This is a genomic window from Variovorax sp. V15, from assembly GCF_041154425.1.
Classification (GTDB): domain Bacteria; phylum Pseudomonadota; class Gammaproteobacteria; order Burkholderiales; family Burkholderiaceae_C; genus Variovorax; species Variovorax guangxiensis.
This window is the reverse complement of sequence record NZ_AP028659.1, coordinates 5,749,864-5,771,645: the sequence shown is the minus strand read 5'-3', so window position 1 is coordinate 5,771,645 and position 21,782 is coordinate 5,749,864. Positions and strand designations below refer to the sequence as shown.

Genomic DNA, 21,782 nt, shown 5'->3' with positions numbered 1-21,782 from the left:
CTCTGTCTTCTCTTCTCGACGGTTTTTCTTCTTTTTTTGTTCTTGCTGTTGTTGTCAGAAGCGTTCGTGGGGTGCAAGGTAGCGCCACTGGCCTGGCTGCAGCCCCGCCAGCGGCACGCGGCCGATGCGGATGCGCCGCATCGCCAGTATCCGCAGGTTCACCCCGTCGCAGATGTGGGCGATCTGCCCCGGCCGCGCGCCCTTGAGCGCGAAGCGCAGGCCTGTCTGCTCCTCGGCCTGCCGGCCGATGCTCACTCGCGCCGGCGAGCGTTCGAGCCGCGCGAGCACCTCGGGGCTCACCGGGCCGGCCACGTCCACCATCACTTCGTGTTCGAGGAAGGCGGCATCCTCGTGCAGCTTGCGCTCCACGCGCCATTCCTGCGTGAACGCCACCAGCCCGCTCGCGCCGGTCTCCAGCGGCGTCATGCAGCGCTGCGCCCTTGCATGCGCCGGCAGGAAGCGCAGGCCGGCGCGCTCAGGCTCGTGGTGGTTGGCGGCAACAAGCAGCTGGTGCGCGGCGTCGGTGGGCATGCCGGCAGGCTTGTACAGCAGCAATGTGACGGGCTCCACGGGCTGCGGCTTCACGCCGGCCTCGATCTCCACCCGCTGGTGCGGCAGCACGCGCGACTGCGGCAGCGTCTGCTGCACGCCGTCGACGCGCACCGCGCCGTTCTCTATCAGCAGTTCCGCCTCGCGGCGCGACACGCCCGCCTGCGCGGCCACGCGCTTGGCAAGGCGGATGCCTTCGCTGTCGACGGGCGAGGTAGTCGCCATGCCGCTCATCGATGCGCGGCCAGTTGCCGGATGTGCGCCACATGCGCAGCCAGCGAGCGCGCGGCCACCGGCCACATGCGTTCGGGCACGTCGTCGTAAGCCAGCGGCAGCCAGTCGTCGGGCGTGCCCTCGGGCAGCTTCTGCATGGCCGCCGCGATCTTGGCTTCGCGCTTGAGCCGGTGCGCCTTCAGCATGCCGATGGCGGTGCGGGCGAAGCCGATCACGTAGCCGTGCGCGGGCAGGATGAAGTCGATGCCGCCCGCCTCGCAGGTCTTGTCGAGCGTGTCCAGCGAATCGAGGTACGCGCCCATGTCTCCGTCGGGCGGATCGATCACCGTGGTGCTGCCATTGAGGATGTGGTCGCCCGAGAACAGCAGGCCGTCTTCCTCCAGCACCAGGCACAGGTGGTTGGCCGCGTGGCCGGGCGTGTGGATCACGCGCAGCGTGTGCGAGACGGCCTCGCCCGCTTCGGTGGTGCCCGAGAGCACCAGGCGCTCGCCGTCGGCCAGTTCGCGCTCGGGCGTGAAGCGCGCGGTGGAGCGTGCCGTCGGCTTCGAGGCCAGCCCGAGGATCGGCGGCTTGCTTGCGTTCTTGCACAGCGCCTGCAGCGGCGCCGCGCCCGGCGAGTGGTCGGCATGCGAGTGCGTGCAGACGATCATGCGGATGTCGCCATGCGTGGCGCGCCACAGGCGGCCGATGTGGTCGAAGTCGTTCGGGCCCGGGTCGATCACGATGTAGCCGGTGGCCGCGTCGCCCACGATGTAGCTGTTGGTGCCGGGGCCGGTCATGATGCTGGCGTTGGGCGCGGTCAGGCGCGTCACGTTCTTCAGCAGCGGCACCGGGGTTTCGCTTTGCCAGTCGAGCGCATGCGCGATCTGGCCGTCTGGGCACACCATCGCGAGTTCGCCGTAGGGCGATTCGTGCTCCATGTAGCGCGCGTCCTCGCCCTTGAGCAGGCCGGCGCGCGGGCAGCTGGTCCACAGCGGCACCTCGCCGGCGCAGGCGGCGAGCAGGCCGTCGACCGTGGCGTAGGTGGCCATGCGCTGCAGCGTGCGCACGGTCGGGAAGATCATGAAGAAGCTGCCGGCCTCGTGGCGCGCGAGCGCGTCGGCGGGGCGCACCCAGCAGGGCTCGAACTGCTCGCTCTCGTCGGCGGTGGGCACCTGGCCCTCGGGCATGCGCGCCACCAGGAAGGGCACGTCGAAGCGGCGCGGCAGGTCGCGGTCGGTCATCCAGTGCGCGAAGGTGAAGACGCGGTCGGAATCGAGCACCAGGCCGCGCGCGGCGCACTGGTCTGCGAAGGCTGTGCCGGCCGTGTTGCCGCGGTCCATCGAGGCGACCTCGTCTGCGCTCACCGGCTGGCCGTCGGCCTGGCGGTGCGCGAGCAGGATGCCCAGCTCCTCGAAGGCCTCGCGGATGGCCGCGATGGCCTGCGTGCGCTGTACACGGCTTTGCGTGGGGCGGCGCGTGGCGATGCGCTTGGCGGCTTCGTCGGCCTCGTCGATGTGGCCGCCGGGAAACACGTAGGCTCCGGGCGCGAAGCTGGCGGTGGCGGAACGGCGGGTCATGAGCACTTCGATGCCGGCGGCGCTGTCGCGCAGCAGCAGCACCGTGGCGGCCGGGCGCAGGGGCGCGGGCTCGCGGGGGGCGTGTAGTTGTTGGGTGGAGCGGACCATGGGTCGATTATCGGGAGCAGGCGCGATACCTGCATGTCGCGCATAAGCTCATATGGAATCGGGCATCAGCCGCGCGCCACAATGCGCGTGCACCGTCTGTATTGAAGACAAAAGACTGAACGACCGAAAGACTGCCATGGCTCATTCTCCATTCACCCGTCTTGCCAGATTCGCCCGACCCGCCCGTCGCACCGTGCTGCTGGCCGCCGCCTCGCTGGCGACAACCGCCGCCTTCGCCCAGCACGCGGCGCACGACTGGCCGCAGCAACCCGTCACGCTGATCATGGGATTCCCGGCCGGCTCGGGCGTGGACGTGGTGGCCCGCACCATCCAGGAGCCGCTGGCGAAGCAGTTGGGCAAGCCGGTCATCATCGACTACAAGTCGGGCGCCGCGGGCAACATTGCCAGCGACTACGTGGCGCATTCGAAGCCCGACGGCTACACGCTCTCCTTCGGCACCGCCGCCACGCACGGCAGCAACGCCGCGCTATACAAGAAGCTGCCCTTCGACGTGGAGGCCGACTTCGTGCCGGTGGCGCCGGTGCTCGACGTGTCGAACGTGCTCACCATCAATCCCGACGTGATCAACGTCAAGACCTTGAAGGAATTCGTCGAGCTGGTCAAGGCCAACCCCGGCAAGTACAACTATGCGTCTACAGGCAACGGCGCCGGCACGCACATGGCCTTTGCCGAGTTCAACTCGCGCCTGGGCCTGAACATGGTGCACGTGCCCTACAAGGGCGGCCCCGAGGCCATCACCTCGGTGGTGCGCGGCGAGACCTGCTGCATCATGAACCAGGTGCAGACCGTGCTGCCGCACTACAAGGCCGGCAAGGTGCGCCTGCTGGGCGTGACCACCGCGGCGGCCGTGCCCGCGGTGAAGGAGGTGCCCACCATCGCATCGAGCGGCCTGCCCGGCACCAAGGGCTTCGACAGCTCGATCTGGTTCGGCATCTTCGCGCCCAAGGGCACCGACCCGCAGATCGTCGACAAGCTCAACGCCGCGGTGAAGGCGGTGCTCGAGACCCCCGAGATCCGCGAGCGCTTCGAGAGCCAGGGCAACACCGTGCGCATCGAGTCGCCGGCACAGTTCAAGAAGACCGTGCACGACAACCGGGTGAAGTGGGCCGAGGTCGCGAAGGCGGCGAACATCAGCATCGACTGATGCTGGTGCTCAGAGCGTCTTCATCAGCGTGAGGATGAAGCGGGCCTTGTTCGGCGAGTAGGTCTGTCTGCCCAATGGACCGAAGCCCAGGTCGATGCCCGGATTGCTCACTGACAGATACGCGCTCTGCTTGTTGGCTCCCTGCACCGAGCCAGCGAGCGAGAGCCCATTGCCGAAGTCGTAGCTCGCGCCCAAGTTGTAGTCGACGTAGCTCTTGTAGCCCAGGCTGCGGATGTCGCTCGACATGTTCGTGTAGCCCACGGCCGCCTTCAGCGTGAGCTTGGGCGCGATCTCCTTGCTGTAGGCCAGGTTCAGGTAGCCGGTGTTGGTGCCCTTGAGGCCCGAGCCGGCCTTGTTGCCCGCATAGCCGAAGTAGTCCTTCGACACCGTGTGCGAGTACTTCAGCGTGAACGAGCCGATGGTCTCGTCGGTGTAGCCCGCGCTGCCATAGAGCTCGGTGGTGTTGCCCGAGGAGTTGCCCGGGTAGATGTACGTGAGCGCGCCCACGTCCATGTCGAAGGGGCCGGCCTTGAACTTGTAGCCGCCGTAGATGTCGCTTTCGATGCTGTTGCCCTTGAGCCAGTTGACGCTCGAATTCCAGTTGCCCAGGTAGAAGCCGCTGTCGCCGAAGGCGTAGTCGAAGCCGCCCTGGATGGCGGGCTTGAAGGCGCTGGTCTTGGCGTAGTCGTTCTTGCCGAGCATGTCCTGGTCCTGGCCGCGGAACTTGTAGTCGGTGGTGAGCGACACATTGCCGCTGAGCTGTGCGCTCGCGAGCACCGGCAGGGCGCCGAGGGTGGGAAGAACGAGCATCGGCAGTGCGATGCGCAGAAGGTTTTTCATCGAAGAAATCGCTGACGAATGGAGGAGCCGGCAGCGTAGGGGCGGCCATCTAAACGCCGCGTAAAAACTGCGCTCAGCGGCGCAAAAGTTTCGTCTCGGGCATCGTCATCGCGACCACGCCGGTCACCACGCAGGCCAGTCCTATCCATGCTGTGGGCGCCAGCGTCTCGCCGAGCAACACCACACCGATCGTCACGCCGATGGGTACGCGCAGGTAGGCCTGGGCGGCGGTGGACATCGGCCCCAGCGTCTTGATGAGCCGGAAGTAGATCGTGAAGGCCAGCGCCGTGGAAAGCAGTGCGAGCGCGAGCACTGCCCACATCGAAGCGGCCGACGGCGAGAGCGTCCAGGGCCGGTCGATGAGGATGCTCGCGGGCAGCAGCATTGCCGCGCCGCTCACGAGCGATCCAGCCGCCGGCACCATCGGGTCCAGCCCCTTGAACACGCGGCCGAACATCGCGGCGCAGCCGTAGCAGACGGCGGCGGCCACCAGGGCGAGCTGCGCGAGCAGCGAATGCCCGAGCCCGCCCAGCGCCTCGAAGCCCACGATGAGGCAGATGCCCGCCAAGCCCGCGCCCACGCCGAACAGGCGGCGCAGCGTGGGCCTGTCGGCGCCGCCAAGGCCCAGCCCCAGCAGGAAGATGAAGATCGGCGAGGTCGAGTTGAGGATGGTCGCCAGCCCCGCGTCGACGCTGCGTTCCGCCCATGCGATGAGCGTGAAGGGCAGCACGCTGTTCAGGCAGGCCTGCAGCACGAAGCGGCCCCACGTCGCGGGCTCCGTCGGCAGCCTCACGCCGCGCATGTGAAGCACCGCAAGCAGCAGCAGGCCGGCGACGAGCGTGCGCGCCGCGATCAGCGTGACCGGCGGGATCGTCGCCACGCCGATCTTGATGAAGGTGTACGAGGCGCCCCAGCAGGTGGCGAGCACCGCGAGCAGCACCCATTCGAAGGCGAGGTTGGCGCGGGGCGTGTCGATGGAGGAGGGTATGGATGCGTGCATGGTGCGCCGATCATTCCCTCACCGGCGCGGCCACACTTCGGCCGCGAGCGAAGCGTGGATGCCTCAGTGCTCGTGTGCGTGCGGTTTGCTGCCGCCGGTGTCGCCGCCATTCAGCAGCGTCGCCAGGTCGACTTCCTGCTCCGCTGCCGCCCCCGCGATCACCCGCTGTTCCAGCTCGTCGAGGTGCTCCAGCGCCACGGCCAGCGCCTTGTCGAGCGACTTGCCCGTGGCCAGCGCATCGATGATCTGCTCATGCTCGCGCGGCGCGCAGCTCGCGGCCTCTGCCGAGTCGTAGAGCGCCTTGTAGAGCTCGGTGTTCGAGATGAGCCGCTTGATGTACGACAGCAGCTCTTCGCTCTGCGCCATCTCCGCAAGCAGCAGGTGGAAGTCGCCGGCCAGCCTGACCGCGTCTTCGCGCCGGCCTTCCTTGAAGGCCTTCTGCTCCGCCTGCACGTGCTTGCGCAGCGCGGCCACCTGGTCGCGCGAAAGGTTGCCGAACAGCGTGGTCACCAGCCCCGCTTCCACGATGCGGCGTGCACGATAGATGCCGCGCATGTCGTCGATCGAGGGGTTGGGCACGAAGGCGCCGCGGTTGTGCTCCAGCACCAGCCGCTTTTCGGAGCCCAGCCGCGCCAGCGCCTTGCGCACCGCGCCGCGCGTGCAGCCCAGCGCTTCGGCCAGCGCGCGCTCGCGCAGCGGCGTGCCGGGGCGCAGCTTGCCGCTCAGCAAGGCCTTGGAGACGGCGCCGTAGACGCGTTCGTCCACGTTCGCGTCGTCGGCTTCCGTGAGTTCGGGGGAGGGGGCGGTCGCTGGGGATTTGCGGGCGGCGGAGGGCATAGGCAGCCGGATTATTGCCTGCGTCCGGCAGCCTCAGGGAAAGCCCCCGGATTGACTCGGCACCCCGCGCTCCGTACCATCCGCCTCCGTTTGGTTAACCAAATAAAACTGTATGGTTAACCAAAATTCGAGAAAATCCCAACCCGAGACAAGAATCGAGGCCTCCATGAAATCCGCCAAATGGCTTGCCGCACTGCCGGTCGCCGCCTTCTTCAGCGGGGGATGGCTGTCCTCCGTCGCCCCCACCTTCGTGCTCGGCATGCCCTTCCTGATGGTGTGGAACGTCAGCTGGCTGGTGCTGACCTCGCTGATCATGGTGGTCATCGACCGTGCCGAAGGCGACATCGACGCGCCTTCTTCCTCCACCGGAGGCGCGCGATGAACGCGGCACTCGGCGTCATCGCCCTGTTCGTCGTCGGCGCGCTGGCCCTCGCCGTGCTCGCGCGGCGCGGCCGCACCATGAGCCTGGAGCAATGGGCGCTCGGCGGGCGCGGGCTGGGCGCCATCATGGTGTTCCTGCTGATGGCGGGCGAATCGTTCTCCACCTTCACCTTCCTGGGCGCGAGCGGCTGGTCTTACAGCAAGGGAACGCCGGCCTTCTACATCCTGGCCTACGGCGGGCTGGCCTACCTGATGGCCTTCTGGATGCTGCCGGCCATCTGGCGCTACGCCACGGCGAACAAGCTGGTGTCGTTCTCGGACTTCTTCGCCCACAAGTACGACAGCCGCGCGCTGGGCGTGCTGGTGTCCATCGTGGCGCTCATGGGCATGGTCGCGCTGCTCACCATCCAGCTGCGCGGGCTCGGCATCATCGTGTCGGAGGCCTCGTACGGCTCCATCGCGCCGCAGGTGGCGATCTGGATCGGCACACTGGTCATGGTCAGCTACATCCTGTTCTCGGGCATCCACGGCTCGGCCAGCATCGCCATCGTGAAGGACATCCTCATCCTCGCGCTCGCCGTGTTCCTCGGCATCTACCTGCCGTGGCACTACTACGGCGGCGTCACGCCGATGTTCACCGCCATCCATGCGGCGAACCCCAGCTTCTTCGAATTCCCCAAAGAGGGCCTGAACCTCACCTGGTACAACTCGACCATCCTGCTGACCGCGCTGGGCTACTACCTGTACCCGTTCAACCTCACCTCGGTGTACGCCGCCAAGAGCGCGAGCGCGGTGCGCCGCAACACCATCCTGATGCCGCTGTACCAGGTGGTCATCGCCTTCCTGTTCCTGGTCGGCTTCGCGGCCATCCTGCAGGTGCCGGGGCTCAAGGGCTCCGACGTCGACCTGGCCCTTTTCGGCCTCGTGAAGCACACCTTCGACCCGTGGTTCGTCGGCGTGATCGGCGGCACCGGCGTGCTCACGGCTCTGGTGCCGGGCTCGATGATCTTGCTGACCGCCTCCACCGTGATCGGCAAGAACGTCTACAAGGAAGGCTTCGCGCCCCACGCCACCGACAGGCAGGTCTCGCGCGTCGCCCGCTGGGTGCTGCCGCTCTTCGCGCTGGTGGCGGTGTACTTCGTGCTGCGCGGCGGCACCACCATCGTGTCGGTGGCCATCTTCGCCTCGAGCCTGCTCACGCAGCTGCTGCCCTCGCTGCTCTTCAGCCTCATGAAGAAGCCCTTCGGCAACAGGCACGCGGCCTTCGCCGGCATCCTGGCCGGCGGCGCGGTGCTGGGCTTCATGATGACCACCGGCTCCAACCTGGGTACGCTGTTCCCGGCAGCGCCGGTCGTGTTCAAGTCGCTCAACACTGGGCTCGTGGCGCTGGCGACGAATGCGCTGGTGTTCGTCGTGGTGGCGCTGCTCACCCCGAACACGACCCGCCGCGCCATCGCCGCCCAGCCTGCCTGACAGCCATGGATAGAGAAACGGACCGCCCCACATGCCATCGCTCCTGATCCGCAACGTGCGCCCCATGGGCGCCTCCTCCGTCGACGTGCTGGTGCAGGACGACCGCATTGCCGCTATCGGCCCGGCGCTTGCCGCGCCGGCCGGCACTACCGTCGAGGAAGGCCACGGCGCCTTGCTGCTGCCCGGCCTCGTCGAAGGCCACACGCACCTCGACAAGACGATGTGGGGCATGGACTGGTACCGCAACGAAGTCGGCACGAACCTCATCGACAAGATCGAGAACGAGCGTGCCTTCCGCCACGCCAGTGGGCACGACGCAGCCGCTCAGTCTCTGGTGCTGGCCAAGGCATTCCTCGCGCTCGGCACCACGCGGCTGCGCACGCACGTCGACGTCGACACCCAGGCCGGCCTGCGCCACCTCGAAGGAACCATCCGCACGCGCGAGGCGCTGAGCAAGCAGCAGCAGATCCAGATCGTCGCCTTCCCGCAGTCGGGCCTGCTGGGCCGTCCGGGCACGGCCGAGTTGCTCGACCAGTCGCTGGCGATGGGCGCCGACGTGCTCGGCGGCCTCGACCCCTGCGCCATCGACGGCGATCCGGTGAAATCGCTCGACGTGCTCTTCGGCATCGCCCACAAGCACCAGCGCCCGGTCGACATCCACCTGCACGAGCCCGGCGCCATGGGGGCTTTCTCGCTCGACCTGATCCTGCAGCGCACCGAGGCGCTGGGCATGCAGGGCAAGGTCGCGATCAGCCATGGCTTCTGCCTTGGCGACGTGAGCGAGCGCGAGCGCGAGGCGCTGCTCGCGCGCATGGCCAAGCTCGGCGTGGTGCTCGTCACCAGCGCGCCGCCTTCGCGCACCGTGCCGCCGCTCATGGCCTGCAGGCAGGCCGGCGTGACCGTGCTCGGCGGCAACGACGGCATCCGCGACACCTGGTCGCCCTACGGCAACCCCGACATGCTCGAGCGCGCCATGATCATCGGCCTGCGCTACAACCTGCGCCGCGACGACGAGATCGAAGTGGCGCTCGACACCGTCACCCACTCGGGTGCACGCGGCTGCGGCTTCGAAGCCTATGGCCTTGAAGCGGGCTGCCGCGCCGACCTGGTGCTGGTCGATGCGCAGACCGTCGCGCACGCCGTCGTCTCGCGCCCCGTGCGCAAGCTGGTGGTGGCGGGTGGCTGCGTCGTGGCGCGCAACGGCGTGCTGCAGGCGGATGTGGCGTCTCTGTGAGGGCAGGGCGCAGTCGTGACGGAGGCATCGCCTTCGCGATCGTCATCGTGCTGGTCGCGCTGAACCTGCGCGCCTTTCTCACCTCGAGCAGCCCGCTGCTCGAACCCATCCGTATCGCGACCGGCATCGGCTTCCATGCGGTGGCGCTGCTCACTGTGCTGCCGATGTTCGCGATGGGCGGCACTTCGCTCTTCGGCGCGGCTGTCGGCCAGCGCATCGGCGCGCGCGGCGGCGTCGGGCTCGGGCTGGCGGCCATCGCCCTGGCTTGCGCGAGCCGGTACGTGACTGGCGGCGCGGCGGCACTGCTGTGGAGCGCCGCACTCGCCGGCGCAGGCGTGGGCCTGGTGCAGGCGCTGATGCCCGGCGTGGTGAAGCAGGCCTACCCGGCGCGCATTGGCGTGATGACGGGGCTGTACTCCGCCGCCATCATGGGTGGCGGCGGCCTCGGCGCCATGGCCAGCCCGTGGGTGGCGCACGCATTCGGCGGCGCCCAGCCCGACTGGCACGCGGGCCTGTCGATCTGGTCGCTGCTCGCCGTCTTCGCTCTGCTGTACTGGCTCAACATGCGGCGCATGGAATTCACAGCCGATGCGCCAAGGCAAGGCCTTTCGTGGTTGCGCTGCTTCGCGAGTCGTCGCGCATGGCTGCTGGCCGGGTGCTTCGGCCTCATCAACGGTGGCTATACCAGCCTCGTCGCATGGCTGCCGCACTTCTATGCACAGCAGGGCTGGACCGCGCAGCAGGGCGGCTCGGTGCTCGCGTTGATGACGGCCGCGCAGGTGGTTTCAGCACTCGCCATGCCAGCCATCGCACGAAGCCGCGGCCGTGACCTGCGGCCCTGGCTGGTGCTCACGCTCGCCGCGCAGCTCGCCGGCTTTTGCGCGCTGACCTTCGACGCACCCGCGCCGGCAGTCGCCATCGCCGTCGTGCTGGGCTTCGGCCTCGGCGGGGCGTTCTCGCTGTGCATAGTGCTCGCCCTCGACCACCTGCCCGACCCCGCACAGGCCGGCGCCCTCGCGGGCTTCATGCAGGGCGTGGGCTTCATGATCGCCGCGCTCGCGCCCTTCGTCGCCGGCTGGGTGCGCGAGCACACCGGCGGCTTCACGCTCGCGTGGGCCTACCTCGCAGCGGTGGCGGTGGCGCTGCTGCCGCTCATGCTGCGCTTCGATCCGCGCCGCTATGCCGCCTCCACGGCCGGTCTGTTCGATGTGCGCGGCGCGCTGCCCGGTGCTCCATCTCTTGCCGCGCTCGACGGCGCGGCCACCAGAAAGGTCTGAACACCATGTACCAGGAACAATTCATGCAACGGGCGATCGCCCTTTCTGCACAAGCGCTGAGCGAGCCTGGCACCGAGCCCTTCGGCGCGGTCGTCGTGAAGGACGGCGTGATAGTCGGCGAAGGCTTCAACCACTCCGTCGCGCATCACGACCCGACATCGCACGGCGAGGTCGAAGCGATCCGCGATGCTTGCCGCAAGCTCGGCACCGTCGACCTGCGCGGCTGCGAGCTCTACACCTCGTGCGAGCCCTGCGCGATGTGTGTGGCGGCGATGCACATCGCGGGTATCGCGAAGCTCTACTACGCGGCCTCGCTGGCACAGTCGGGCGAGGCCTTCGAGGGTGTGACGGTGGCGGCGCGGCATCCCATCGATGTGGATGCGCTGCGCGCCGAGGCTGGTGCGACGCTGGCGCAGCGAAGCCTGCCTGCGGAGCAGAAGATGGATCATGAGGCGGTGCGGATTCTTTCGGACTGGGCTGCGACGCGCAGGGCTTCCTGAGCCTCTTGGACCGATCGCTGCGCGGTCAGCGAGGAGTCTGCTGCGTATGGAGCGGATCGCCCAACTGGCAGGTGCATTCATGCGGCCAAGCCGGCAGGAAGTCGAGCTGCACCCCAAGAACTCGTGAGTCTTCGGTGGGGCCGTTCGAAAGAGACGCAGGGTCGGCAACGTAGCCGCTCTTGGGAAGGGTGATCCTGGCGCTGAAGCGCAGTTCTTCTCGAAGAACGCGAGCCACGTTGCGTGCCCGCTCCAAGCTCAGGCCCTTGGGGTCGTGGTCTCGCTCTTCCGGGTTTACAGACGCTCCGATATAGATCGCTTCGTGGTTGACGTACCGAGTTCGAAGCTCCTGCATCCAGGCGTCGAGCTTCAGGATCTGATCGGGGGATACCGTCGCCGAGTCGCGCTCGAAGTACACATAGAAAACCTTGATAGGGCTGCATGCGAGCGCGGCGACCGGGCTGAGCATTGCGAGGGCGAGAGTCAAAGCACCCAGAAATCGAAGATGCTTGTTCAAGATGTGCCTCAAGCGTCAATACGCTCCCATTGAATGACGAGGAGTTGTATGAGCTCGGGCGCGCTAACACAGTTGTCTATCGTCAATCGCTCAGAAATTTCTCACGAAAGGCTGGAATTACGACTTGGCGCGATCCTTGGCGGCCTTGGAGTTCGCCTTCCGGATTCACGACGATGTTGTTACTCACCACTTCGCCAGCCGCTCAATAGAGTGACCTCACGGCGCCATTCGAAGCGCGCCAAGAGGAGCTCGCAATGTTCATCACCAGAAGCAGCAGCGGCAGCAGTACGACGAAGCCGCCTTCCAACCGCGTCGCGCGTGCACTCGAAATCCATCGAAGCGTGATGGCGTGCAACGCGCACGTCGCACTCGCCCGCAACAGCACTCACGCACTCACAGCAGCCCTGATGCTGCCCTGCTACAAGGCCGAATTCCGCACCCTCGTGCTCCCAATGACCGCGAACGAAGAGCGCGAACTTAGGTACGCGCTCGACGCGCTTTGCGATCGCGCCGCATGAAGAAGAGAACCTTCGCGGCAATTTCAGCCGCTCCAGGTTTCATTCCGAAAGCTTGCGCGGCTTGCGGAATTACAGAGTTGGATTGAACGGGATTCCACTCGTAGCGGCAAACATCGCGAACGCCCAGACTCCGCTTCCCCGGCCGGGAAGTCATTTCATGGAAGTCATTTCTCTTGAAAGGAGTTGGCTATGGCGGAAACGCAGAAATTCACCATCCTCTCGTTCGTAGGCGGCGGCATACGAGGGCTGATGCCTGTATCGGTGCTCAATAAGCTGTACGCGAAGTACCCCCAGATCATCGACAACACCGACCTCATCGCGGGTTGTTCGACGGGTTCGATCATCACGAGCGAGCTGTTGGCGGGCAAGTCGCCTCAGGACATCATCGATCTCTTCACCTCCCAGAACGGGGAGATCGGGTTCTACCAAAAGATGAACACTGATCCGAAGCAGCCCGCGTATTCGATCGACGAGGTCTACGCCTCGCAGTTCGCGCTGCATGGCACCACGAAGGTCCAGGACATCGTCACGAAGAAGGTGCTCTTCGTCACCTTCAACGTCGGCGGGCTCGAGGTGCAGAACTCGGTGCAGACGGCCATACCGTGGCAGCCGGTCATGTACACGAACATGATCCCCGACCACGGCGACGTGGAGATCGCGAAGGCGGCCACTTCGAGCGGCGCGATGCCCGGGCAGCTGGGCTCGTTCGAAGGCAACGTCGACGGCTGCTTCTTCAACCACGACCCGACAGTCGCGGCGATCGCGCTCGCGGTGAAGGCGGGCCATGCGCTGGAAGACATCACGGCCATCACCTTCGGCACCGGCTACATGCCCGACTGGATCGCCAGCGACACCCACAACTGGGGCGCCGACCAGTGGATGAACGGCACTGCGAACCCCTTCAACAATTCGCCGCCGTTCCTCATGAACCAGGTGAAGTCGTCGCCGGTGCTCGACATGAGCCTGAACGGCACTTCGACCGAGCTCATGCCGATGCTCGCCAAGATGCTGCTGGGCGACCGCTACACCAACATCAACCCGACGCTGCCCTTCTTCGTTCCGGAGAACACGGTCTACCCGCAGGCCCTGCAGCTGCTGCAGGACAAGGGCGCCAACGCGGACACCGCGTATGCCGAAGCCCTGGTGCAGAAGTACTGGGTCGAACACGCGCTCGGCTGAGCACCATCTGCAAGCGGGCAAGAAAGCAAACGCATTCCAGGAAAGGAGAAACGACGATGTCGATCACCGCAAAAGGTGCTGCAGCGCCAGCATCCTCACCCGCGATTCCCATCGAGAAGCTGGACCTAGGTCCGTACAACATCCAGTACCTGCCCGACGGCCACTATGTGCTGGACGTGAGCGGCAACAACCCCGCCAAGGGCGCTGGCGTCATCGGCTACACGCTCAAGGTGCCGCAGGCCGGCAACCAGCAATGGCTGTTCGTTCCCTCGCCCGATGCGCCGGGCTGGTGGTACCTGCAGACGCTGATGGACACCAGGTTCGTCCTGACGCTGCAGCCCGGCTCCACGGTAGTCCCCACGCCCGTCGTGATGACGTCCGTCGACCTGGCCAATGCCGACAGGCAACTCTGGAGCCTGCTGTCCACCGAAGAGCCCGGCTACTGGTACATCCAGAGCAAGTTCGGTGCGAACAACTCGAACGCGCCGCTGGTCATCGGGCTCACCGACAACAAGGTGGAAGCCGGCGCCGTGGCCGGGCCCATCAGCTTCACCGGGTTCCGGGCACAGGCCTGGGGGTTCAGGCCCGTGGGCAACGCGGGCTGAAAGCAAGCAAGCGTGAAGGGAGCTCAGTCCCAGGCCGGCGACAGACCGGCCGGGTCCGTGAGGCGCTCATTGCGGTCGAGCGCCGCGATCTGCGCCATCTCGGCGTCAGTCAGCGTCAATTGCAACGCCTTCAGGTTGCCCTCGAGGTTCGCGCGCCTGGTGGACGACGGAATCACCGCATAGCCCAGCTGCATCGCCCACGCCAGCACCACCTGTGCGGCGGTGGCGTTGCGCGCCTTGGCAATCGCCTCGACCACCGGATCGCCCAGCACCTTGCCGTAGGCCAGCGTCATGTAAGACGTGATGTGGATGCCCGCGCTCTTCGCGAACTCCGCCACTTTGCGGTTCTGCAGGTAGGGGTGCAGCTCGATCTGGTTGGTGGCGATGTTCTGCGCGCCCACGGCCGCGATGGCTTCCTTCATCAAAGCGATGTTGAAGTTCGACACGCCGATGTGCCTGGTGAGCCCCTGCGCCTTGGCCTCGGCGAGCGCGCCCATGAACTCGGCCACCGGCACCGCGTTGCCGGGCGAGGGCCAGTGGATGAGCGTCAGGTCGACTTGGGTTGTGCGCAGCTTCGCGAGGCTTTCCTTCAGGCTGGGCACCAGCTTGTCTTTGGCGTAGTTGTCGGTCCAGATCTTGGTGGTGATGAAGAGGCTCTCGCGCGCCACGCCGCTTTCAGCGATCGCCTGGCCCACCTCGGCCTCGTTGCCGTAGATCTGCGCCGTGTCGATGGCGCGGTAGCCCACGTCGAGGCCGTTCTTCACCGAGTCGATGACCACCTGGCCCTTCAGGCGGAAGGTGCCGAGGCCGAAGGCGGGAATGGGGTTGTTGATGACGTTCGTGTTCATGGTTTTTCCTTGCGTGTTCGAAGAAAGAAAGAGGAAAGAAAGAAGTTCAGTGCCCGACCGGCACCGGCCCCGAGGCGCGCACCGGAATGCCTGCGCGGTGGTCGAGCGTTCCGCTCCATTGCGTGAGCGCCAGCGACACCAGCACCACCAGCGCGCCGATCCACGGCGTATGCATCAGCCCCAGGTGCGTCACGATCAGCCCACCGGCCCAGGCCGCGCCGGCAATGCCCAGGTTGAACGCCGCGATGTTCAGGCCCGAGGCCACGTCCACCGCCTGCGGCGTGAAGCGCTCGGCCTGCTTCACCACGTACACCTGCAGCCCCGGCACGTTGCCGAAAGCCACCGCACCCCACATCAGCACCGCCAGCAGGGCCAGCCACTTGTGCGGCGCCGCGAAGTTGAAGAGCAGCAGCACCGCGGCTAGCAGCGCGAAGATGATCTTCAGCGCCGGAATCGGGCCCTTGCGGTCGGCCAGCTTGCCGCCCCAGATGTTGCCCACCGCCACCGACACGCCGTACACCAGCATCACCCAGCCCACGGCACCGGCGCTGAAGCCAGACACTTCGGTGAGGATCGGCGCGAGGAACGTGAACGGAATGAACGAGCCGCCATAGCCGATGGCCGTCTTCGCATACACCAGCAGCAGGCGCGGCTCGGCCAGCACCTTGGCCTGCTGCGCCAGCGAGGCCGGCGGCGTGTGGCGGATGTTGCCGGGCACGAAGACCCAGCTGCCGATGAAGGCGATAACGCCCAGGGCAGACACCGCCAGGAAAGTCTCGCGCCAGCCGAAGTGCTGCCCGATGAACGTACCCAGCGGCACGCCCGTGACCAGCGCTACCGTGAGGCCCGTGAACATGATCGCGATGGCACTCGCCGCCTTTTCCTTCGGCACCAGGCCGGTGGCGATCGTCGAGCCGATGGAGAAGAACACCCCGTGCGCCAGCCCCGTGAGCACGCGGGCGGCAATCAGCGATTCATAGCTCGGCGCCTGCCACGCCAGCAGATTGCCGAGCGTGAACAGCGCCATCAGCCCGAGCAGCAGCGCCTTGCGCGGCAGCTTGCCCGTGAGCGCGGTGAGCACCGGCGCGCCGATGGCGACGCCCAGTGCATAGAGGCTGACCAGCAGGCCGGCGGAGGGGAGGCCGATGTGGAGGTCGGCAGCGACTGTGGGGATGAGGCCAACGATGACGAACTCGGTCGTTCCGATGGCGAAGGCGCTGAGGGTTAGCGCCAGTAGGGCGATGGGCATGAGGGCACTCCTGAGGGGATGTGGAGGAGTGTCTTGCGGTTACCTTTGCGGATAAATGGGGTTCTGGGAAGAAGATATTTGACGTCGAGTCAATGAGGGAGCGTCGGCTTTGCTGGCGCTCACCCGGATCGGGAGTGGCAAGGCACCGTCGGTCGGCTTGGAGTGCGTCGATATACTGCCTCGTCGCGCAAAAAAAGCGCGATCGGGTTTGGAAGCCCGTCGAAACTCTGCGACGAAAGCCGCAGGCATGAACTGCACCGCACAGGTCTGCGGCTTTTTCGTTCGCATGCCACCTTTTGGCGGCTCGAACGGGAGGGCGCGAGCCCTGCCGGTTTCTTGCAAGAGTTTCCCGGTCTTCCAACCCGTTCGAGCTGCCGCCCTCGTTTGGAAGCGGGTGCGGCGGTTGTAGCAAACCGAAATTCTTGGAGGCCTCTCATGGCTCAAGCTGCTCCCGCATCAGCGCAATCCTGCGCTTGTCCCGCATCCCCCAACCTCGACGACCTCGCCCTGCAAGCCTGCGACGACGCCGACAACCTCAACGACGTGATGCGCGCCTACGCCGCGCTCAGGAAGCTCGTCGACACGAGCGCCCTGAACGACAGCGAGGAGCTCACCCCCAGCCGCACCGAACTGAGCGCCTTGCTCGGTGTGCTCAACGACGCGCTGACGGCGCGCATCGACGCCATCAACCTCGCGGCCGGCGCGGTGCGCGAAGCACTGCAAGGGCGCAAGCCGGGCCTCGCGTGAGGTAGTCGGCAGCGAAGAGTCCGTTGTTCATTCGTGCAGCCGGTCTGGCCGGCTGATCGTCTCCGCTCGGACTGGGCGGTGAAGCTTGGACGTGCAAGGGCTCTTCGAAGTTGTTCCTCAGTGCTGCGCCGGCGGCCGCGGCCGCTAAGCGCCGTGGATCATCAGCATGACCCAGAAGGTCACCCACAGTGCGCCGGCTCCAATCAGATACATCCCCAGCAGAAAAGCAGCCAGATAGCCAATGCGTCGCCAGATTCGAGGGGTGCTCGGAACGAAGTGCCAATAGATCCAGGCCGCCCATACAAAAAGGATAGCGGCGGTGACCGGAACGATGTTCTCGAAGAGTGGCTGGAATTTGCGCTCGTCCAGCGCCCCAACAGCCACGAACATTGCCGGCATCGCGAGGAACCACGCCAGCACGTTGAAAAGAAGACGTGCCCAGACCTTGATCATCGAATTGCTTCTCCCTTTAAGAAATGCTCCGGCACTGGTGTGTCCCGGCTCGGAGCTTGATGCGGAGGCGTTGAGATCGAGAGCGCGCAGCCTGTGCTGCTTCAAATACGCAACGCTCACTGCTGCTGGGGCGATGCTGCGGGGCCTTCAATCCACTTGCAGCATGAGCGTGTCTTGGCGCAAGCTGGTTGAACCGTGGCTTGCAGCCTGTCCAGGCGCTCCAGCCGTCTTGTCGGCGGGCTTTCGAGTTCATCGACATGGGTTTCCACTTCGAAAGAAGTCCCGTCGCTGAGCGTCTTCAGAAGGCCGGCGATTTCGGCAAGGCGGAGATGTGCCTTTCTCGACGAATCGGCATCGCCCTTGATCGCGAACGCAAGGATGTCGGCGCGGTATATACCGTGTGTCGCTCGGCGTGTGTCCTTCTGCTCGATGAGCCAGTTTGTCAGAGAGATGACCTGTTCCGACCCGAGGCGCGTGCTGGTCGGCGGGAACTGCACTTCGCGTTCGAGCCCACCAAAAGAACATGCGATGGCCCCATTGAAGGCGACAGTGCAGACGAGGGCGACGCCCGCACACAACCATCTTCCGCGAGGCAGCGTGGACTCGAATTGCTCTTTCATCTTTGCGAGGCCGGTGGTTTGTAGAGAGGGTCCCCCTCTTGGCACGGGCATTCGTGCGGGCAGGCCGGAAGGAAATCGATATCGACGCGCTTCACCAGGTCGCTTCCCTCTGGGGCCGGGATAGCGGCGACATACCCTTTGGTGGGCAAGTCGACTTCGCGCACGTCGAATTGCAAGCCTTCCCTGAGGACTCTTGCGACGTTCCTGGCGCGTTTCACCCCTAGATTGCTCGCGTCGTGCTCGCCGAATGCCGCTTGCGTTGAAAGAAAAAGCGACTCGCGATTCGGATACTGCAATCGGAGCATCGCCGTCCAATTGGCGAGCTTGAGAACCTCCTTGGCCGGAACGGTCGCTGAGTTCCGCTCGAACACGACGCCGATGCTTCTGCTCGGGCTGCAAGCCCATGCGGCTGGCGCGAGCAGAAGAGCAAGAGATGCAAGAAGGTATCTCGGAAAAGTTGGCCAGCAGCCTTTCATTTCAACGCCTCGGCTCGACGCCGTGCTCGATGTGTCGGCAGGTCGGCCTGCACTCGCATCAACGCTCCAAACCATCGGGTTGGCCGGGATTGCAGCCCGGCAGTTTCGAGGTCTTCAGGTTCGGATATAGCTGTATGGCAGCGAAGTCGTTGACCACAAGGCCTGCATCTTTTCTCTCTCGGTAGCTATGCGCAAACTGCTCGACTTCGATGGGCACGGGAAAGAGACCTTTCAACGCCTGTGTCGTGTTGTCGGCTCGCATTCTTGCGAGGCGCATTGCATCCTCCGAGGTTCTGCTTGGCACCTTGACCGTCGCACCTGCTTCTACGCCGGCGCTCTCGTAGATTCCGTACATCGCGTCGGCACGACCGACCCACTCCGCCAACCGCTTGAGTTGGGCGCGATCGAGCTCAGCAGAGCCATCGGCAAAGGCCAAGGTGATCTGAATGATTCGCTGGCATGCAGCGACGTGGCTGCTGGCCGCGAGCAGAGTCAGTGTCAGCAGCCACCTAGCTCGCATAGAAAACCTCACTCCACACAACATAGCCGGCAATGCTGTCCGCGTTTGTCTTCATTCCTGCTGGGTCCGTTCTTGCTGCCGCACGTGATTGACTCAGGTGATAAAGCTTGTCGAAGCTGCTGAAAGTGTCGTCGAAGTGGGTTACTTCATGGATGAGCGTCGAGAGCTGCGAATCATGGGTCGCGGAAAGGTCTCGCAGATCGCAAAACGGGACATTGATTGCGATCGTCCGCGTTGCGAGGTCCGGCTTGCAGACCATCGCGACCGTCTCATTGTCGTAGGGGGGAACGATACAGCGGAGCCCTTTCCCTTCAGGTGTAAGGCGAATGAAGTTCTTGCAGTTCATCCCCCTCAGGACGGATTCGCACGAGGCCAAGCCTTTCTGCAGGTATTCGCGCATCGATTGGTCCGAAATACCAAACCACTCTTCCACCCTCGACATATCGTTCGCATTCCAGCGCGCCAACTCGGGAAGACGCTTCTCCGCAATGAGAAGAATGGCCTTGTCTCGCAATTCCAGCATCTTTTCGCAGAACTGCTTGTTGGTCATGTTCGGGCAGATGTTCTCAGTCTGTTCGGCTTCGCGCGGATGCTTCACGGCAGAGTCGACCACCTTTTTGCTAGCTGCGACGGTCTCGCGGTCCCCGGAAAACCATCCGCAAGAAGTAGTCAGGTTGGCGCTGAAAACTCTGTGCGCCATGCTCGAGCCGTCGTCGTAATCCACTGAATGTTGCAGCGAAGCCAGGAGTGGCTGCGGTACCGGGCAGTGGCACACCACCACATCCCCCTCCAGCGCTATCTCCGATATGAAATGCGGCCGCCGCGGCCCTCCCGCCTTGGCGATGATGCCCACACTGTTGCATCCTTCGCAGTAGGCCCTGCCACCGATCAGCGCGGGCCGATGCCCGAAGAAATCGACCATCGGGCCGTCGTAGGGCAGCACCCTCCCGCCTGCGGCCGGCGGATCGCCGGCCAATACAACTTTGCGCATCATCCTGAAACCTCCCTTGTCGAGTCGGGGAGTTGTAGAGCGATGCGCGTGTTGACACTGTGGACCAACGTCAACCGGCTACAAGTTCTTCACGCTGGCTGGAGTTTTCGGTTCTTTTGAAGAGAAACGCGGCACGCGTTGCGGGCGATCCGGGCCTTGTCTCAGCGCGCGGGTGTCTGGGTTTCCACTGGAGAGGTGTCAATCGCCTCCACGGGCAGCGGCCCGGTGAAGATCCGCTGGAGGCGCTGGCCCGTCCACAGGTAGTAGAACTTGCCCTGCAGGGGCTTCTCGTTGAAGCTGCCGGAGATGATCAGCAGCCGGCTGTCGAGCCGGAAATCCACGCGCTCATCGTCGTTGCCCATGGCGCCCGCGATCGCATCGACGCCGGGAAGGGTGTAGGCCTGGCCCGTGTTCTGATCGAGCACCGCGAAGTTGCGGCAATCGGTGCCGCATCCCCAGCTCGCCACCCGCAGATGGCCGGCGAAGTTTGGCGGCTCCTTGTAGGCGTTGTGGATCACGGTGGTGTAGCGCCGGGCCGTTCGGGTTGTCAGCCGCAGCGGCGGGTGCGGGCCTGCGCGGGGCTGATCTCGCGCGGTGATCGGGTAGTCGGTGAATTTCGGCGGGGCCTTGGGCGTGGCAGCCGTGGCGGCCGGGCACAGCAGTGCCAATGAGAGCGCGAAGGCAACCGCCAGTGCTTGTGGAAGCGCGAGCCGGCTGGCGCGCCGGGTTTCTCGAATCGTCGGGGTCATGGGGGCCTTTGCGAAATGCCGGCACGCAAGGAATGCGGCCCGAAAGAACCGCGTGCGGAGGCGTTCGATTCTCCACTTTGGGCGGCTGTCCCGAGCAAGCCACGTTCATGAGGTGGCCGACTTGCCTGGCTGCCCGATATCGCGATCTTTCATCTCCCCCAGCATCCATTCCCGAAACGCCACCACCCGCGCGTCCTCGCCGCTCTCCTGCGGATATACCAGGTAGTACGCATAAGGCTGCTCCATGCGCACGCCGATGTCGAACAGCCGCACGAGCCGCCCCTGCGCCAGGTCGCCCGCGATCAGGTCCAGGTCTGCCAGCCCCACGGCGCCGCCTTCGAGCACGGCCTGCACCACGAAGCTCGAATCGGTGAAGCCCACGAAGCGGCTGTCGTCGATGTCCTTGTCGTCCACGCCGGCCGCGGCCATCCACATGCGCCAGTCGGGCCAGGTCATGGTGTCGGTCTTCCAGTCGACATGGCAGAGCGTGAGGTCGTGGCGCAGCAGGTCGCGCGGCTCGTTCAAAGGCGGACCGTTCTCGATGAGCCTGGGGCTGCACACGGGCACGATGAGGGTATCGAAGAGCCGGTCGGCGTGCGCGCCTTCATAGCTGCCGGTGCCGAAGCGGATGGCAATGTCGATGTCGTCGGCCTCGAAGTCGCGCAGTTCGTCGGTGATGTCGAAGCTCAGCTCCAGCCCCGGGTTCGTGGCCCTGAACTTCGGCAGCCTCGGCAGCAGCCAGTTGGTGGCGAAGCGCGCGCTCAGCGACACGCGCAGTTGCGCCGCGCTGCGCGTGAGCTTGCGCGCGCGGCCCGCGGCGCGGTGCAGGTTGTCGAGCGCGTCGGCAGTCGCCTCGAACATCACGGCGCCAGCGGGCGTGAGCTGGATGCTGCGGCTGGTTCGCGTGAAGAGCACCACGCCGATCTGGTCTTCGATTTCCTTGATCTGGTAGCTCACGGCCGCGGGCGTGAGGCCCAGTTCGTCGGCCGCGCGCGTGAAGTTGCGGTGCCGCGCGGCCGCCTCGAAGGTGCGCAGGGCGCGCGTGCCGGGGAGCATGCGGTTCGTGCTGGTGGCGCTGTTGCTGGTCATGGTGATGGTGGTTTCGTGCCGATCGGCCGGTCGATCGATCTTCAAGCCTTGTTTGATGCTTCGTTGA

Annotated in this window: 25 protein-coding genes; 10 read left to right on the top strand and 15 right to left on the bottom strand. The window is 65.5% G+C overall.

Annotation, left to right across the window (positions count from 1 at the left end):
• Positions 1-54: 54 nt before the first annotated feature.
• Together ACAM57_RS27460 and ACAM57_RS27455 are read right to left on the bottom strand one after the other, a co-directional pair.
• Entirely contained in the window at positions 55-774 is a 720-nt protein-coding gene (locus ACAM57_RS27460) for an RNA pseudouridine synthase (protein ID WP_369659635.1), read from the bottom strand.
• 5 nt (positions 775-779) lie between these two features.
• Positions 780-2,450: an MBL fold metallo-hydrolase gene (locus ACAM57_RS27455; RefSeq protein ID WP_369659634.1), complete on the bottom strand. Its 1,671-nt coding sequence runs from the start codon at positions 2,448-2,450 to the stop codon at positions 780-782.
• Between the two features lie 136 nt (positions 2,451-2,586).
• Here ACAM57_RS27455 and ACAM57_RS27450 point away from each other — a divergent pair, with 136 nt between their 5' ends.
• Positions 2,587-3,615, top strand: coding sequence for a Bug family tripartite tricarboxylate transporter substrate binding protein (locus ACAM57_RS27450; RefSeq protein WP_369659633.1), 1,029 nt, complete (start codon positions 2,587-2,589; stop codon positions 3,613-3,615).
• A gap of 9 nt (positions 3,616-3,624) precedes the next feature.
• Here the strand turns inward: ACAM57_RS27450 and ACAM57_RS27445 are convergent, their stop codons facing one another.
• The 3 genes from ACAM57_RS27445 to ACAM57_RS27435 form a co-directional block, all read right to left on the bottom strand.
• Complete coding sequence (locus tag ACAM57_RS27445; protein ID WP_369659632.1) at positions 3,625-4,455, bottom strand: TorF family putative porin; 831 nt, start codon at positions 4,453-4,455, stop codon at positions 3,625-3,627.
• Between the two features lie 73 nt (positions 4,456-4,528).
• Complete coding sequence (locus ACAM57_RS27440; protein ID WP_369659631.1) at positions 4,529-5,455, bottom strand: DMT family transporter; 927 nt, start codon at positions 5,453-5,455, stop codon at positions 4,529-4,531.
• A gap of 63 nt (positions 5,456-5,518) precedes the next feature.
• Positions 5,519-6,292: a GntR family transcriptional regulator gene (locus ACAM57_RS27435; RefSeq protein ID WP_369659630.1), complete on the bottom strand. Its 774-nt coding sequence runs from the start codon at positions 6,290-6,292 to the stop codon at positions 5,519-5,521.
• Positions 6,293-6,458: 166 nt separating this feature from the next.
• On the opposite strand from ACAM57_RS27435, the gene ACAM57_RS27430 reads away from it, so the two are divergent.
• The 5 genes from ACAM57_RS27430 to ACAM57_RS27410 are packed head-to-tail and all read left to right on the top strand — an operon-like array spanning position 6,459 to position 11,157.
• Entirely contained in the window at positions 6,459-6,674 is a 216-nt protein-coding gene (locus ACAM57_RS27430) for a DUF3311 domain-containing protein (protein WP_007832390.1), read from the top strand.
• Positions 6,671-8,146 (top strand): sodium:solute symporter, encoded by a 1,476-nt coding sequence (locus ACAM57_RS27425; RefSeq protein WP_369659629.1) that lies wholly within the window; start codon positions 6,671-6,673, stop codon positions 8,144-8,146. Before ACAM57_RS27430 ends, ACAM57_RS27425 begins: the two co-directional genes overlap by 4 nt.
• Before the next feature lie 31 nt (positions 8,147-8,177).
• Entirely contained in the window at positions 8,178-9,380 is a 1,203-nt protein-coding gene (locus tag ACAM57_RS27420; protein WP_369659628.1) for an amidohydrolase family protein, read from the top strand.
• Positions 9,377-10,657, top strand: a complete 1,281-nt coding sequence (locus tag ACAM57_RS27415) for a cyanate transporter (protein ID WP_369659627.1) — start codon at positions 9,377-9,379, stop codon at positions 10,655-10,657. The genes ACAM57_RS27420 and ACAM57_RS27415 overlap by 4 nt, the downstream gene beginning before the upstream one ends.
• Before the next feature lie 23 nt (positions 10,658-10,680).
• Positions 10,681-11,157, top strand: a complete 477-nt coding sequence (locus ACAM57_RS27410) for a nucleoside deaminase (protein WP_369659626.1) — start codon at positions 10,681-10,683, stop codon at positions 11,155-11,157.
• A 25-nt stretch (positions 11,158-11,182) separates the two neighbouring features.
• Here the strand turns inward: ACAM57_RS27410 and ACAM57_RS27405 are convergent, their stop codons facing one another.
• Positions 11,183-11,671: a hypothetical protein gene (locus ACAM57_RS27405; protein WP_369659625.1), complete on the bottom strand. Its 489-nt coding sequence runs from the start codon at positions 11,669-11,671 to the stop codon at positions 11,183-11,185.
• A 254-nt stretch (positions 11,672-11,925) separates the two neighbouring features.
• On the opposite strand from ACAM57_RS27405, the gene ACAM57_RS27400 reads away from it, so the two are divergent.
• From ACAM57_RS27400 to ACAM57_RS27390, 3 genes are all read left to right on the top strand, one after another.
• Positions 11,926-12,189, top strand: a complete 264-nt coding sequence (locus ACAM57_RS27400; RefSeq protein WP_369659624.1) for a hypothetical protein — start codon at positions 11,926-11,928, stop codon at positions 12,187-12,189.
• Between the two features lie 189 nt (positions 12,190-12,378).
• The gene (locus ACAM57_RS27395) at positions 12,379-13,368 is read left to right on the top strand and encodes a patatin-like phospholipase family protein (RefSeq protein WP_126021456.1); all 990 of its coding nucleotides are present in this window, start codon (positions 12,379-12,381) and stop codon (positions 13,366-13,368) included.
• Positions 13,369-13,424: 56 nt separating this feature from the next.
• Positions 13,425-13,973, top strand: a complete 549-nt coding sequence (locus ACAM57_RS27390) for an RICIN domain-containing protein (RefSeq protein ID WP_369659623.1) — start codon at positions 13,425-13,427, stop codon at positions 13,971-13,973.
• Between the two features lie 23 nt (positions 13,974-13,996).
• Here ACAM57_RS27390 and dkgB read toward each other — a convergent pair whose 3' ends face one another.
• Positions 13,997-14,821, bottom strand: coding sequence for a 2,5-didehydrogluconate reductase DkgB (gene dkgB / locus ACAM57_RS27385; RefSeq protein ID WP_369659622.1), 825 nt, complete (start codon positions 14,819-14,821; stop codon positions 13,997-13,999).
• Positions 14,822-14,867: 46 nt separating this feature from the next.
• The gene (locus ACAM57_RS27380) at positions 14,868-16,070 is read right to left on the bottom strand and encodes an MFS transporter (protein WP_369659621.1); all 1,203 of its coding nucleotides are present in this window, start codon (positions 16,068-16,070) and stop codon (positions 14,868-14,870) included.
• Between the two features lie 435 nt (positions 16,071-16,505).
• Here ACAM57_RS27380 and ACAM57_RS27375 point away from each other — a divergent pair, with 435 nt between their 5' ends.
• Positions 16,506-16,817, top strand: coding sequence for a hypothetical protein (locus ACAM57_RS27375; RefSeq protein ID WP_184634686.1), 312 nt, complete (start codon positions 16,506-16,508; stop codon positions 16,815-16,817).
• A gap of 144 nt (positions 16,818-16,961) precedes the next feature.
• Here ACAM57_RS27375 and ACAM57_RS27370 read toward each other — a convergent pair whose 3' ends face one another.
• From ACAM57_RS27370 to ACAM57_RS27340, 7 genes are all read right to left on the bottom strand, one after another.
• Complete coding sequence (locus ACAM57_RS27370; RefSeq protein ID WP_369659620.1) at positions 16,962-17,270, bottom strand: hypothetical protein; 309 nt, start codon at positions 17,268-17,270, stop codon at positions 16,962-16,964.
• A gap of 116 nt (positions 17,271-17,386) precedes the next feature.
• Complete coding sequence (locus tag ACAM57_RS27365) at positions 17,387-17,890, bottom strand: hypothetical protein (protein WP_369659619.1); 504 nt, start codon at positions 17,888-17,890, stop codon at positions 17,387-17,389.
• Positions 17,887-18,261 (bottom strand): hypothetical protein, encoded by a 375-nt coding sequence (locus ACAM57_RS27360; protein ID WP_369659618.1) that lies wholly within the window; start codon positions 18,259-18,261, stop codon positions 17,887-17,889. Before ACAM57_RS27360 ends, ACAM57_RS27365 begins: the two co-directional genes overlap by 4 nt.
• 163 nt (positions 18,262-18,424) lie before the next feature.
• Entirely contained in the window at positions 18,425-18,802 is a 378-nt protein-coding gene (locus ACAM57_RS27355) for a hypothetical protein (RefSeq protein ID WP_369659617.1), read from the bottom strand.
• Between the two features lie 73 nt (positions 18,803-18,875).
• Complete coding sequence (locus tag ACAM57_RS27350; RefSeq protein WP_369659616.1) at positions 18,876-19,880, bottom strand: M35 family metallo-endopeptidase; 1,005 nt, start codon at positions 19,878-19,880, stop codon at positions 18,876-18,878.
• A 158-nt stretch (positions 19,881-20,038) separates the two neighbouring features.
• Positions 20,039-20,626 (bottom strand): hypothetical protein, encoded by a 588-nt coding sequence (locus ACAM57_RS27345; protein ID WP_369659615.1) that lies wholly within the window; start codon positions 20,624-20,626, stop codon positions 20,039-20,041.
• Between the two features lie 105 nt (positions 20,627-20,731).
• On the bottom strand, positions 20,732-21,715 hold the full coding sequence (locus tag ACAM57_RS27340) for a LysR substrate-binding domain-containing protein (RefSeq protein WP_369659614.1): 984 nt from the start codon (positions 21,713-21,715) through the stop codon (positions 20,732-20,734).
• Positions 21,716-21,782 lie beyond the last annotated feature (67 nt).